Annotated in this window: 10 protein-coding genes, 1 tRNA gene and 1 pseudogene; 7 read left to right on the top strand and 5 right to left on the bottom strand. The window is 28.3% G+C overall.

Annotation, left to right across the window (positions count from 1 at the left end; genetic code table 25):
• Positions 1-21 precede the first annotated feature (21 nt).
• The 6 genes from HLG78_RS00065 to HLG78_RS00035 all read left to right on the top strand — a co-directional run bounded on the left by HLG78_RS00065 (position 22) and on the right by HLG78_RS00035 (position 8513).
• Positions 22-432 carry a single-stranded DNA-binding protein gene (locus HLG78_RS00065; RefSeq protein ID WP_231178160.1) on the top strand — a complete coding sequence of 137 codons (411 nt, stop codon included), beginning with the start codon at positions 22-24 and terminating at the stop codon, positions 430-432.
• A 28-nt stretch (positions 433-460) separates the two neighbouring features.
• Positions 461-661, top strand: a complete 201-nt coding sequence (gene rpsR / locus HLG78_RS00060) for a 30S ribosomal protein S18 (RefSeq protein WP_231178158.1) — start codon at positions 461-463, stop codon at positions 659-661.
• Positions 662-683: 22 nt separating this feature from the next.
• Entirely contained in the window at positions 684-839 is a 156-nt protein-coding gene (gene rpmH / locus HLG78_RS00055) for a 50S ribosomal protein L34 (protein ID WP_231178156.1), read from the top strand.
• A gap of 119 nt (positions 840-958) precedes the next feature.
• Positions 959-4516: a DNA-directed RNA polymerase subunit beta gene (locus tag HLG78_RS00050; RefSeq protein ID WP_231178154.1), complete on the top strand. Its 3558-nt coding sequence runs from the start codon at positions 959-961 to the stop codon at positions 4514-4516.
• 38 nt (positions 4517-4554) lie between these two features.
• Positions 4555-8406, top strand: coding sequence for a DNA-directed RNA polymerase subunit beta' (rpoC, locus tag HLG78_RS00040; RefSeq protein ID WP_240006095.1), 3852 nt, complete (start codon positions 4555-4557; stop codon positions 8404-8406).
• 33 nt (positions 8407-8439) lie between these two features.
• A tRNA-Cys gene (locus tag HLG78_RS00035) sits at positions 8440-8513 on the top strand.
• 18 nt (positions 8514-8531) lie between these two features.
• On the opposite strand, the gene HLG78_RS00030 is transcribed toward HLG78_RS00035, so the two are convergent.
• The 3 genes from HLG78_RS00030 to HLG78_RS00020 are packed head-to-tail and all read right to left on the bottom strand — an operon-like array spanning position 8532 to position 12341.
• Complete coding sequence (locus tag HLG78_RS00030; protein ID WP_231178151.1) at positions 8532-10724, bottom strand: adenylate/guanylate cyclase domain-containing protein; 2193 nt, start codon at positions 10722-10724, stop codon at positions 8532-8534.
• A 5-nt stretch (positions 10725-10729) separates the two neighbouring features.
• Entirely contained in the window at positions 10730-12079 is a 1350-nt protein-coding gene (locus tag HLG78_RS00025; RefSeq protein ID WP_231178149.1) for a FecR domain-containing protein, read from the bottom strand.
• Complete coding sequence (locus tag HLG78_RS00020) at positions 12072-12341, bottom strand: hypothetical protein (protein ID WP_231178147.1); 270 nt, start codon at positions 12339-12341, stop codon at positions 12072-12074. Before HLG78_RS00020 ends, HLG78_RS00025 begins: the two co-directional genes overlap by 8 nt.
• Positions 12342-12541: 200 nt before the next feature.
• Here HLG78_RS00020 and HLG78_RS00015 point away from each other — a divergent pair, with 200 nt between their 5' ends.
• A complete protein-coding gene (locus HLG78_RS00015; protein ID WP_231178121.1) occupies positions 12542-13777 on the top strand; it encodes a sugar transferase in 1236 nt (411 codons plus the stop codon).
• A gap of 198 nt (positions 13778-13975) precedes the next feature.
• Here the strand turns inward: HLG78_RS00015 and HLG78_RS00010 are convergent.
• Positions 13976-14539 (bottom strand): annotated as a pseudogene (locus tag HLG78_RS00010) (transposase); the annotation flags it as partial.
• Between the two features lie 87 nt (positions 14540-14626).
• Positions 14627-15094 (bottom strand): DDE-type integrase/transposase/recombinase, encoded by a 468-nt coding sequence (locus tag HLG78_RS00005; protein ID WP_231178094.1) that lies wholly within the window; start codon positions 15092-15094, stop codon positions 14627-14629.
• Positions 15095-15127: the final 33 nt, after the last annotated feature.

The raw sequence follows: 15127 nt of genomic DNA, 5'->3' as shown, positions 1-15127 counted from the left end.
TTATATGATTAAATAATAAAAATGGCTTGAGGAATGAGAAGTGTTAATGAAGTTGTTCTTATAGGATGGGTGGCAAATGATCCAATAATAAAAGAAGCTCAAAATGGACAAAAGCTAACAGTGTTTAATCTTTGAACAAGAAGAGTGTGGACAACTAAAGATAATGAACAAAAAGAAGAGGTTCAGTATCATAAAATAGCTGCATGGTGAAGAATGGCTGAGAGAGCAGAAAAGATATTGGATAGAGGTTCAAAAGTTTATATTAGGTGATATCTTCATAACAGAAAGGTAGAAATAGAATGAGAAGAAAAACCTAGAATAATAACTGAAATAGTTATAAATGATCTTCTTGTTTTGTGAAGAAAGAGAAAAAATTCAGAGTGAGGTGATGATGCTAAAGAAGAAAATGAATCTGAAGATACACAAGAGTAAAAAAGATTTATATATAAAATAAATATAGATGAAAAAAAAGTGTTTTTTTAATAAAGAAAATGAACATCTAATAAGTTGGAAATCAGTAAATATGCTGAAAACTTATACAACAAGATTTTGAGATATAAAACCAAGGAAATTTACATGAAATACGGTTAAGTATCAAAAAAGAGTTAAGAAAGCAATAAGTAGAGCAAGGTATCTTTGACTATTGCCTTATATAAAGTAAATTTAAAAATTAATAAATATTTATGGCTTCAAAACTTAGAAGAATAAGAAAATACAAGTGGACAAAAAGAAAAAAACTTCATTGATTTCTTGCAAGAAAGTCAACTAGGTCTTGAAGAAATGTTTTGACTAGGAGAAGATTAAAAGGAAGACACCAACTGACAGTTTCCAAAAAATAATATTTGAATCATAATAAAATTTAATTATGAGTGTTTTTTCAAAGAAAAAATAAAATTTATTTAGATTATCCCTTGTAGAAAAGGGAGTTTTTGTAGTATTTATAATATAAAAAAGTTTAATGAGTAAAGACATAAAAAGCCTTTGAATACAAGATTTTTGAAAAAAGAACTGAAGGTATTTTTTATCAACTTCTAAAAATTTTGCAGACTTCCCAGACTTATTATGAATGCAAAAAAAATGATTTGATGATTTTTTGGATTATTATCTAAATAAGTTGTTTGATGAAATTAATCCAATACAAGATATTGCATGAGAAAAGCTTCATCTCTATGTTCATGATATAAAGGTGTCCAATCCCTCAGAAGACATAGAAACTTGTAAAAAGAAAGAACTTACCTATTGAGGAATTATATCAGCAAAAGTGAAACTGGTAAATAATCAAACTAGACAAACAATATTCAATAGAAGAGTTAATATAGGTACTCTCCCATTGATGACTCAGTGGTGATCTTATATTATAAATGGTGTTGAAAGAGTGATAATTTCTCAAATAGTGAGATCTTATTGAATATTTTATAGTTTTGACAAAAAAGATTATTCTTATTCTTTCAAATTAATTCCTGAAAATGGTTCTTGGGTACAAATTTTTACTGAAAAAGCCTGAAATATTATTGTGAGAATTAATAAGTCTAGAAAATTTCCTGTAACTGCATTGTTAAGAGTATTTGGTTTTGAAACTGATGATAGTATAAAAGAGTTATTCAAAGACGTGTTGGATGAAGAAGATTTTGACTTCATAAATTACACTCTTGAAAAGGATACAACTCAGGATGCTCTTGATGCAGCAGTGTTTATATACAATAAAATTAGACCGTGAGAAATCATAGATCCAGAAAATGCTTTGGATTATGTTAGGTCTATATTTATGCATTCTGAAAGAATAAGTTTGTGAAGGATAGCAAGAAGAAAAATAAACGCAAAACTATGACTAAATAAATCTTTGGATGATGATTCATGAAATGTTTTTGATGCAAATGATATGGTAGAGTCACTAAAATATTTGATAAATCTTGCAAATAGAAAGAGAGGTTATTATGTTGACGACATAGACCATTTATCAAATAGAAGAATTAGAACTACTTGAGAAGTTCTGTATGCACATTTGCAGCCAATAATGAGGAAGTTCTTAAAAAGTGTGAAATGAAAATTAAGTATTTTAAACTTGGAAGAACAGATTAAAATAACAGATCTTGTGAATTTTAAGATGTTAGATAATTCTATAAAAAGTTTTTTTGCTACAAGTCAGCTTTCTCAATTTCTAGACCAAATAAATCCACTAGCTGATATTGAGCACAAAAGAAGAATAACTGCTCTTTGACCAGGATGATTAAAAAGGGAAACTACTACATTTGAGGTTAGAGATATTCATCAATCTCATTATTGAAGAATTTGTCCTATTGAAACACCAGAAGGGCAAAATATTTGATTGGTTATCTATCAAGCTTTATATTCTAGGACTAATGAAGACTGATTTTTAGAAGTCCCTGCTGTAAAAGTAGAAAACAAGGTGTCTCCAAAGGCTGATTCACTTGTTTGAAGAATAGCTGATGATGATATTACAGATGAAGAAATGAATGTGATAATAAAGGACTGAGCCTATATATCTCAACAAGAAGCAGAAGTTATAGAGTCAAAGTTTTGAAAAACGAACAAGCAAATCCCTGTAAGACCTTTCTTAACAGACCAGATAGAATATATTAGCCCAGAATATGATGAAAAATATATTATAGCGGATGTAGCAACTCCATTAGACGATAAAAAGAATATTTTGAATAAAAGAGTTGCAGCAAGACATTTTACAGACATGGAAGTTTTTCATGTGAACGATATTACTCATATGGATGTGAATCCATCACAAGTATTAAGTGCAAATACTTCGTTAATTCCTTTTGTTGAGTATGATGATGCTGTAAGAGCAGCAATGTGAACAAACATGCAAAGACAGGCTCTTCCTTTGATAAAGCCTGAAGCTCCTCTTGTTTGAACATGACTTGAATGAGATATTGCAGAGATGACTTATGCTGTTATTAAAGCAGAATGAGATTGAGAAGTTATATATGTAGATGGAAAAAGAATTAAAGTTCAATATGAATCATGAGAACTCAAAGAATACAATCTTGAAAACTTCAAAAAATCAAATCAAAAAAGTGTAATTCACCAGCATGCAAGAGTTAGTTTGTGAGAAAAAGTACAAAAATGAGATGTGTTGGCAGAGTGACCTTCTATAGTAAACTGAGAAGTTGCACTTTGAAAGAACCTAAGAACTGCTTTTATGTCCTGGGAGTGATACAATTATGAGGATGCTATAGTTATTTCTCAAAGACTTGTAAAAGATGATGAGCTAACTTCTATTCACATTGAAGAACATGAGGTAGAGGTTGCAGAAACAAAACTTTGACCAGAAGAAACTACTAATGATATACCTTGAGTTAGCATGAATAAGCTTACTAGCCTAGACGAAGACTGAATTGTGAGAATTTGATCTACTGTGAAGTGATGAGATATTTTGGTATGAAAAATTACTCCAAAATGAGAAGGAGATCTAAGCCCAGAAGAAAAACTTATTCAAGCTATATTTTGAGATAAATCTAAAAGTTATAAAGACACATCACTTTATATGCCTTCTTGAAGTGAGTGAAAAGTAGTTAATGTTGTAACTTTGGATGCTCAAAAATGAGATAATATTCCTGCATGAGTAAAAAAGAAAATAAAATTATATATAGCTTCTAAAAGAAAAATTGAAGTTTGAGACAAGCTTGCATGAAGACATGGTAACAAATGAATAATCTCAATTGTTGTTCCAGAAGAGGATATGCCATTTACAAAAGACTGAGAACCTATAGATATAATATTAAATCCATTATGAGTTGTATCTCGTATGAATATATGACAGACCTTAGAAACTCAACTTTGAATGGTTGCTAAAGCATTGTGAATAAACTTGTGAGTTCCATTGTTCTCAGGTTTTGGTGTTGAGTGAATTAAAGATTTGGCTAAAAAAGCATGATTACCAGAAGATTGAAAATTAACATTGTATGATGGAAGAACCTGAGAAGCTTATGATAATAAAGTTACTGTATGATATATGAATATTTTGAAACTTGTTCATATGGTAGATGATAAAATACACGCAAGATCTGTTTGACCTTACTCTTTGATAACTCAACAGCCACTGTGATGAAAAGCAAGAGAGTGATGACAAAGGTTTTGAGAGATGGAAGTTTGGGCATTGGAAGCTTATTCTGCAGTATATACATTGCAAGAAATGTTAACAATAAAGTCAGATGATGTGATGTGAAGAAATAAAACTTATGATAGCATAATTAAGTGAATGCCTATAAAGGTTACATGACTTCCTGAGTCTTTCAATTTCTTGGTTTATGTTTTGAAATGAATTTGACAAAATATTACTCCACTAACTAAAGAGGAGATAGAAAAAACTCATAATGAAAGAACAGAAGTAATAAAAAACCTAGCTTTAAAATGAATAACTTCAGTTCAAACAGAAAAAGAAGAAAAAGAAAAAACTGCAGCTGCAAGTGATGAAGAGAAAAAGGAAATAATGGATAATGTTATGCAAGAACTTGAAGATTACTGAGAAATAGATTCCAATTAATTTTTTCAAGAATTGTCTTTAAATATTAATATAATGTAATGTTACAAAAAGGTTTTGAGTGATTAATGGTAAAATTAGCTTCACCAGAAGATATAAAATCTTGGTCTTACTGATCAGTTACATCTCCAGATACTATAAATTATAGAACAGGAAAACCAAAACAATGATGACTGTTTTGTGAGTCAATTTTTGGGCCTATTAGGAATTTTGAATGTAGTTGTTGAAAATATAAATGAGTAAGATATAAATGAATAGTTTGTGAAAGATGTTGAGTAGAAGTAACAAGCTCTAGAGTTAGAAGAGAAAGAATGTGACATATAGAACTAGCATCTCCTGTTGTACATATTTGGTATGTAAAAGCTACTCCTTCTAGAATTTGACTATTATTGAATTTGTCAGTAAAGGAAATTGAGAAAATACTATATTTTGTAAAATATATTGTAGTAGATTACGATAAAAACCAAAAGAAAAATGCGATAGCAAATCTTGATAAAAGTTTTCAAAATAAATTAACTGATCTTGATAAATATTATGATGAAGAAATATCTTCTTTGGAAAAGCAAAAAGATGAGTTGTCAAATAAAGAGTACCAACAAAAAAAGCAAGAAATAGAAAAAACATATTCAGAAAATAAAGATGATCTTGAAAAAGAATACAATAGAATTAAGTCTATACTTTCAAACCTGAAGAAATGATCAACAATCCTTGAAAGTGATTATAGAAATATATTTTATAAATATGAGGGTGTTTTTACTTTTAAGTCATGATCAACAGCAATTTTGAAATTGCTTGAGGATATAGACCTAGAAAAAGAAATATCAGAAATAATAAAAAATTTCAGACAACTTAAATGACCAGAAAGAGATAAAACATTCAAAAGACTTAGATTGTTAATCAACTTACATGTTTCTAAAGTAAGGCCAGAGTGGATTGTGCTTAAAAATCTTCCAGTAATGCCTCCAGACTTAAGACCTGTAGTACAACTTGAATGAGGTAAATTTGCATCTTCTGATATTAACCTTTTTTATAGAAGAGTATTAATGAGAAACTTAAGGTTGCAAAAAATGATAGATGCAGGTATGCCTGATGTGATTAAGAAAAATGAGATAAGACTCTTACAGGAATCTGTAAATAATCTTATAGTTTGAGAAAAAGATTCTGCTACGAAAAATGCAGGTATGAAGGTGTTTAAGTCTTTGACTGATATGCTTTCTTGAAAAGAGTGAATATTTAGAAAAAACCTTTTGTGAAAGAGAGTAGATTATTCCTGAAGATCAGTTATTACAGTATGACCAAATTTAAAACTTGATGAATGTTGACTTCCTATATATATTGCTGTTAGGATGTTTTCACCATTTATTATATCAAAACTTATAGAAAAAAATATAGCTCATACTCCAAAGCAAGCAGAAAAATTAATTAAAGATGAAGATCCTGTAGCATTAAAAATACTAAAAGAAGTTATAGACTGAAAATATGTGCTTTTGAATCGTGCACCTACACTTCATAGGCTTTGAATACAGGCATTTAGAATTCGTCTTATGCCTTGAAAAACAATAAGAATTCATCCGCTAGTTTGTCCTGCTTTCAATGCAGATTTTGACTGAGATCAAATGGCTGCCCACCTACCTCTTTCTGAGGAATCCCAAAAAGAAGCTAAAGAACTAGTTGCAGCAGACAAAAATATATTGGCTCCTGCTTCATGATCTCCAATAATTACACATACTCAAGATATGATTTTGTGAGCATATTATTTGACAAATGATAAACTAAGTGAAGATAAAGTTGTATGAAGGTTTGGTAGCATAGAAGAAGTAGTTAATGCCTATTATTCTAGTAATGTTCAACTATGAGATAAAGTTGTATTGTATTATAATGGAGAAGAAATAAAAACAACTGTATGAAGAGTGGTATTCAATAGTCTTATTCCAGAAAAAATTAGATTTATAGATGAAATAGTAAGAAAGGGTCAATTGAAGTCTATACTTGATAAAGTATATAATGAGTATTGAAGAGAGAAAACAGTTGAAGTAGCAGACAATTTGAAAGACTGGTGATTTAAGTATGCTACTATCTCAGCAGTAAGTGTAAATATATTTGATCTACATGTTCCAAAAGAAAAACAAGCTTTGTTGGCCGAAGGTGATGAAAAAGTAAAGAAAATACATGATTTTTGGTTTAAATGATTCCTTTCTGACGATGAAAAACACAGACTTATAGTAAATATCTGGTCTGATGTTAAATCAGAAATTGAAAAGCTTGTAAAAATGTCTTATGTAGACTGAAATGATGTTTACTCTCTGGTTGATTCTTGAGCAAGATGAAACTGGTCTCAGCTATCTCAGCTTTCTTGAATAAAGGGGCTTGTAGTTTCTCCTTCTGGTTCTGTTATTGAACTGCCTATTAAATCATCTTTGATAGAAGGTTTCTCTCCAATTGAGTATTTTATTGCAGCACATTGAGCAAGAAAATGAAAAGCAGATACAGCACTTAAAACAGCAGAGTCAGGATATTTAACAAGAAGACTAGTAGATGCTTCTCAAGAAGTTGTTGTCAAAGAGCATGATTGTTGAACAGATACTTGAATCTTGATATCAAAAGATGAAGCAGAAATTAGGTGAGATAATTTTTATGATATGTTGTATTGAAGAGTTTCTTTAGAAGACCTAAAAGATGATAATTGAAATACAATTGTCCAAAAAGATGAACTTATAAATGCAAATCATCTACAAAAAATAAAAGAATCAAACATAGATATGATTAATGTAAGATCTCCTCTTGGATGTAAAATAGAATCTTGAGTTTGTCAAAAATGTTACTGAATGGATTTGTCTAAAAGAGATGTTGCAGATATTTGAGCTGCAGTGTGAGTAATTGCATCTCAAAGTATTTGAGAGCCTGGTACTCAGCTTACCATGAGAACGTTCCATGGATGATGAGTTGCTAGTGCAGATTGAGATATGACTCAAGGTATAAAAAGAATTGAAGAATTATTTGAAATAAGAAAACCAAAAAATAGTGCAATAGTTGCCCCATTTGATTGAATTCTTAAAATAATAGAAACTTGAAAACTTTTAGAGGCTGAAATAACTTCAAATCCAGAAAAAATAAATTATATTGTGAAAGAAGGGTATACTATAACTGTTAAGAATTGAGACTATCTAAAAAAATGATGAGTGTATGCTATGAAATGAAAAAGTCAGTTAAAAGTAAAACAAGAATGAGTAGTGGAAACAGTTTGAAAAGATCATATAGTATTGTCAGTGACAGAAAAATATAGGAAACCTCTTGCCGCTTGAACTCAGTTTAAGGTAAAAGATTGAGCACAAGTATATAAATGACAAGTTGTATCTACATGAGCTTTGGATATTAAAGAGTACAAATCAATAGTTTCAGATATTGAAGCTCAAAAATATATAGTAAGAGAAATAAAAAGAGTGTTTACTTCTCAAGGTCAGGATGTTAATGATAAATACATGGAAATTATAGTTAAGCAGTTGTTTTCAAAGGTATTGATAGATGATTCTTGAGATAGTGCTCTTGTACCATGAAGTGTTGTGTCTTATGAAAGTTATCTAAAAATCAATGAAGAATTAACAGCTGAGTGAAAGAAACCAGCTTCTTGAGAAAGACTGGCGTTAGGTCTAACTCAAATAGCAAAAGAGTCAGAATCATGGTTGTCGTCAGCTTCTTTCCAAGAAACTATGAGGATTATGGTTGATAGTTCTACAAAATGAGCAATTGATCAGCTACATGATCTAAAATCCAATGTGATTATATGAAGGTTGCTTCCATTGTGAGATGTTTATAGAAATGAGTATTTTTGACAAGATTATGAAGAACAAGATGCTTCTAAAGTAGAACAAGATTCTTCTCAAAATGATAATTAAATAAATTAGAGCTCTTTTTTGAGCTCTTCTCATGGCACCGTGGCAGAGTGGTCTAATGCACAGGCCTGCAAAGCCTTGGTTCGCGGGTTCGAATCCCGCCGGTGCCTTTTTTTAGTTAAGGAAAATTATTTTTCATCAAACTTCCATACTCAATCCCAACTCTCTATTCCTAAGTTCATTAAAGTTTTGCACCTTTCTAGTATTGTTTGTGAAGCTTTGTCTTGTTTGATAGCAAGAATTTGTTCAAAATAGTTAATTGCATTTTCAAAGTTTCAACAGAAATATTCTTCTAGTCAATTTTCATACATGTTTTTAAGATAGTAATACCTTTCTGACTCTATTGTAGATAAATTCTTTTTTAGTACTGGAAATATTTCATATATTACTAAAGAATTTTGTTTTCATTTAACTTTGATCTTGTCCAACTTCCTAAATATAAATGCTTCTTCAGAATTTTTAATTTTGTTTATAAATTCTTCAGATGCACAGATTTTTGATCAATAAAACTTATTAATTCATTCAAGCCTAGAAGCTAAGTTTACATTGTCACCAATAACAGTATAGTTTAATTTATAATTTTCTGATCATATATCTCATACAATAGCTTTTCAGTAGTGTAGCCCAATTCTACATTGTAGTCAGCTAAAATTATCATCTCATATATAGTCCAAAATTTGCTGATTTACATTTTTAAGAGATAGTATGTTTAAAATAGCTGCTTTTGCTGCAAAATAACATCAATTTTGTCATTCCCAAAATGCCATAATTGCATCTCAAATATACTTGTCAATAAATCATTTGTTAATAGAAATGTCTTCACTCATGCTATCAAGATATATGTTTAGGAAATTAATATTATCTTTTGGAGTAAGCTTTTCAGACAACTCAGTAAATCAAGCAATATCAGAAAAAAATACAGCAATATTTTTTTCATCTGCATGTTTTTGTCAGATTTGATCATCACTTTCTGTTTGTTTTTTTAGGTTTTTACCTACGTATAATCAGAACAATGTTTGAAATTTTTCTTTGAGTTTTGTTGTTATTATTAGATAATATATAGTGGTTAATATAAGTTGTATTGTTATTATTCATCATATAGTTCATATCGGAAGCATTATAGAGGTTCATCCATTTGCAATTGATAAAAATGAAAATATAATTCAGATAATAACTAATCAAATAATTTCTGCAAATAACAGCAAAAATATAAATTTTTGAGATGTGGTGTTTTTGAAAACCAATAGAATAAATATATTTATACTAATTATTGTTAGAAAAATAGTTATTATTTCTTCTTTGTTTGGTTTGTATAAAAAGTCTTCATTTAAAACAGAAAGAATTGAGTTTCAATGAACTAATACTCCTGGTGTATTTCCTAGTATGGTTGTTTTTATATCCTGTAATGAAGGGTCTGTTGCTCATATTAAGACCATGCTGTTTTCAACTTTCTTTATTTTATCTTTATTTTCTATAACATCATGTAAAGATAGATATTTGAAATCTTGCTGATTTTGGTGATATATAGGAGTCAAAATATACTCTTCTCAAGATATGTGATTTGTTTTGGGTATGTTGATCGTTCTTTGAAAGCTATTTAGGCTTATAAATGAGTCTTGATCATTTATGCTTGCATCAATTTCAATTCAATCATAAGCTAATGATTGTTGATTTTTGATGTAGTTATTTGCAATTTTTAGAGAAAACGGTTTTGATTTAATTCATTCTTGATCTTGTAAAGTTGTTTTTATTCATAATTCTATTCATCTTACATTTATTATACTATTAATATGTCATATTTTTGGTTTTTTTTGTAAGAATAGATCGTCTGGCTTAATTATTTTATTTTGATTGTGTTGCTTCATTGAAGCAAGTACAACATTTTCATTGAGTGTTTCTGCTAATAATCTATCATATTCATTGAATATTCTATTTAATATTTGGCTTCTAGAGTCTTCTAACTTGAACTCATAAGGTTTTTCAAAAAGTACGTCCACTCAAATGGTGTCAGCTCAAGCATTTTGTAGGTTGTTTATTGCTTGTGCATAATATCATCTATGTAGTCATTGAATTGAAATATTTTGTTCGGAAAAAAACTTTTCATCTATTCAAACAATAACTATTTTTTCTTTGTTGGCCTGAAATCAGGGTAGCTCTTTTACTATACTATTCCTAAAATTAAAATAGTATTCAAAAGCGTTTATATCTATTTGTTCTAAAAGATTGTTTTCTATGATTAAAAATCAAAAAATAACTACAATAATTTGTAATACAAAAAATCATATTTTTTGGGGAAGTCTTTTTATTTTTGTTTTTAGCATCTTAATTAGAAATTATCTAAACCATCAATTATATTTTGTATTGTGTCACTAGATTTGATTTGATTATAAATTTCATCAGTATCTATATCTTCTCAAGCTTCTAGTGCTTCATTATATCTATTTATTATATAACTTCTCATTGTGTCTTCATCTTCTTCTCAGGCTTCTCTAAGAAATCTTAGTCTAATGTTATCAATTGTATCATTAACTGGAACAAGTATGTTTTCTTCTCGAATATCTCCTACATTTATGTCTTCATCTCAAAGTAAAGCTTTATAATTTCTATAGTTTTCAAGATTTGACTTTTTTGTTTCATCAAAAAAGCTTCATATTCGCATTTTCCAGTATGATATTCTTTCAAAAAAATTGCTATCATCAAGACTCCAAGAATAGTTTTCTTTAATATAATTAACAATATCTTCTTGGTATTGTTCTATGTTTTGCATGTCTTCTTGAAAAAATCTATTGAGTCTTTTGTAAATATCTTCTCATACATTATCTATAAATTCGTATATATCAATCCTTTCTAAAAAATCTTCACTAAAAGCCGCAGCTTCTCCATTTCACAGTAACATACTTTCTCAAGCTTTATTAACTACTTCAATTAAGTGGTCATGACTATAAGCAGAAGTTTCATTTTCATTTATGTCATGTTCTATAAATCATGATGTTCATCTAATTACAAGTGTTCAACTATCAGTTTCAACATTAAATCATTCGTCTCCTGTTATTGTTCTAATAACATTAAATCGTACTGATCAGTTTTCTACCTTGAGGTTTGTTCTTGAATCTAAAAGATTTTCTTGGTCTTGATAAATTTCAGACATTTTGATTGTTGATTGAGGGAAAAGTCTTATGCTGCTTCAATCTCGAAATCTTATATTTATTGTGGTAGAAATTTCGTTTGTTCTTGACATAAATGATATTACATCGTCTTCTCATACGGAAACTTGTTTGTCTTCTATTCATTCTTTATATAAATTTATTCTTTCATCTCATTTAGGCGATCTTACTCTTAAGCTAGCATTGTTGTCTTCTAGTGTTTCTTTGGTGTCCATAATGTTAAAACTTACTATATTCTCCTTGCCTTTATAATAATCTTCAAGAGAAACTTCTTGGGAATAGGTGGGTGTTAGTGAAAAAGTAAGGTATACAATATTAAAAAGTATTATAAAAAAAATTATTATCATTCAAATAATACTTTTAGTTTTTGATAATAGAAAAACAATTATTGCTGAAATTATTAGTGATATAGCAAATCACATTCATATATCAAAAATAATAAAAAGAAATAATATAAATGTACAAATAAGTGCTACTAGTGAAAATCGTTTTGATTTTAGTATTTTATTCATTTTCTTTTTTTACAATTAAATCTAATTTTTCTTTTATTATTGATTCTCAAAGTTTTAGAATTTCTTGCTCATTTTCTTTTTGTGCATATATGATTAATATTTTTTCTTCTTGTTTTATTACCTGTCATTCATTATTCAAACTATATGATTTGGCATAATTGATTCTTTTAATATTGTTGGCAAGTCACTTTTTTAGTGTTGCTTGAATAAATCTTTTTATTTGTCTTGAATTATTTTTGCAACTGATTACAAATGTTTGCATATATATTTAAAGTATATGTTTAAATTACTATTGATTATAATTTTTTTTACTTATTTTTCAAATTTTTGTAAATGGATAATAATAAGATGTCAATTATCTATATTCGTTTGTTGAGGCCTTTCTTTCACTTTTTTTTAGTTATTTTGAGTTTTTATGTTGTTTACAGGTTGCGTTTTACGGATTTGGTAACTTATTTAAATTTGGATATACCGCATATTCATCTTTGAGAAACTGTTTTGTTTACATTGCTTTCTTGAGTAGTGTTCTTGATTATAGGTTTTTTGGTGTGAATTTATGAGTTATTCAAGCCAATCCATTGATATTATAAAAACTTTCTGAAAGTTTGGTTTTTTTGGATTATTATAATAAGTTTTTTGGCTTACCTTTGACAGGATTTTATTTTCCCGAATTGAATATCAAGATTTATATTAATATTGTGATGATTTTTTTTCTTGGTAATGTCTTCTTTGTTTGATATTTTTTTGAATCTAATAAATTCCAGATATGAGCAAAAAAAGCCATACAATATGCTTTTGGTATACTCCAATATAAATTTTTTCAAAAAAGTTTCAAAAAGGTTTAGGTGATACAATATTTATACAATTCACTGAACAAAAATAGATTATGCTCTTGAATGAAAAGAAACAATATGAGATTATGATATAGTTGTTATGTTATGAAATTTTGATAAAAATGTTTTGCAACAAGTTGTAGATTATACAAGATTGTATAATAAAGATTTTTATCATATATCTGAAAGTTTTTTTCTGGAAGATCTTATTTATGTCCCATCTAGAATATGACCAGTGTTAGCATTTGAGTACAAACCATCTCCTCTTGATTGATGGTATAAAGTAATAAAAAGAATTTCTGATATTTTGTTTTCTTTGACTTTTCTGTTTGTGTTTAGTTGGCTATATTTGGTTATCATTTTGTATATATGGGCAAAAGACTGAAGGCCTATATTTTTCAAATCAGAAAGAGTGGGTAGATGATGAGAAGTTTTCTATATGTACAAATTTAGAAGTATGGTGAAAAATGCAGACAAGCTTAAAAACAAACTTATGAGAAAAAGTGAAAGAAAGTGACCATTGTTTAAAATGGAAGACGATCCAAGAATACCTGTATGGTGAAAGTTTTTGAGAAAAACTTCTTTGGATGAGATTCCTCAGTTTATAAATGTTTTGAAATGAGAAATGTCAGTGGTATGACCAAGACCTCATTTGCAGTCTGAGGTTGAAAATTATGAAAAATGGCAAAAAAGGCTTTTGAGTATTAAACCTTGAATAACTTGATATGCTCAGATTTTTGGTAGAGATAGTTTGGATTTTGAAGAAGAAGCAAAACTTGATTTGTATTATATACAAAATTGGTCTTTGTTTATGGATGTTTATGTTATTGTAAGTACCTTGAAGGTAGTGTTTTCGGGGAAGTAGTTGGTTAATTTGTTGTATGTTTATATGAAATAATTTTGATATTGATAATAAACTTGAATATCTTTAATTAACAGAGCAAATTTTTGAGAAAACCAACATTTCAGTCCCTGCAAGTTATCAGATTTTTGCAAAAAGGCTTTGGATGATGAATTTTAATAGATAGTGAAGGGGGTCCCCCCAGTCTTGTCCGAAACCTTATTAAGAGTATTTATAATAATTTAAATATTTCTTTTTAAGAAGATCAACATCTCCTCAGATTGCTATTGCTAGCTCAATTAAAATTAATTCATCTAATTCAGCAATAAATCTTCTTTTAGCTTCTTTGTAGGATTTTATACTGTTTTTTGATTTATATACTATTACAAGTATTGATGTTATTAGTGTCATATATAGCATATTCATTATTCAATTCTTTGATCTTGATACAAAATGACTAAATCAAAATTCTTGTTTTATAAATCTAAAAAATACTTCTATATCCCATCTCCTTGCATAAAATTCTGTTATTTCTTCTGCTGTGAAATTATACATATTTGTTATAAATAAAAATACTTCATTTTTTTGATTTATTGCTTTTATTAATCTTAATTCTTTTTCTAATATATCTCATCATTTTCAATATAATTTTACTATTTCATCACATTCTAACACTAAATTTCATACTTTTATTCATTCTACTTCTTTATTTTGTCTTATAACTTGATACTTAGTATTTTGTCTTAATCTACTTACAAAATTTGTATTTTTATCTATTAGCTTTGAATAAGTTTCTCTTTTTTGAACTCATAAGTGGACCCTTTTTCAAGACCAGTTTATGCATTTATTTAAGGTAGTGACATTTTATTTGTATTAAACATTATAAATAAATGGTGCTCTATTGACAGTGGTATTAAATATATTGATGTCTTTAGATAATCAATATATTTCTCGTGGAGTTTTATAATTTAATGCCGAATGAAGTCTTTCTTGATTATATTTATCAATATATTCTTGCAAACAATTATATGCTTCTAATGGAGTTCTATAATCATATATATATACTTCTTCTTGTTTTATAGTCCTAAAAGTTCTCTCTACTATAATGTTGTCTATCCATCTTCATTTTCAATCCATGCTTATTTTTATTCCATTTTCTTTTAGTTTGTTTGTATATCTTACACTTGTAAATTGACTTCATTGATCAGAATTAACTATCTCTGGATGTTCATATAATGCAAGTGCTCTATTTAGTGCACTTATACAAAATTCTGACTCTAGTGTTAATGATAATTCCCAAGATAGTATTGCTCTACTATACCAATCAATTATTACTACCAAATAAACCCATCAATGTTTTAAACGGATATATGT

The sequence above is a fragment of the Candidatus Absconditicoccus praedator genome (assembly GCF_021057185.1).
Classification (GTDB): Bacteria; Patescibacteriota; Gracilibacteria; order Absconditabacterales; family Absconditicoccaceae; genus Absconditicoccus; species Absconditicoccus praedator.
This window is presented reverse-complemented; position numbering and strand designations above follow the sequence as displayed.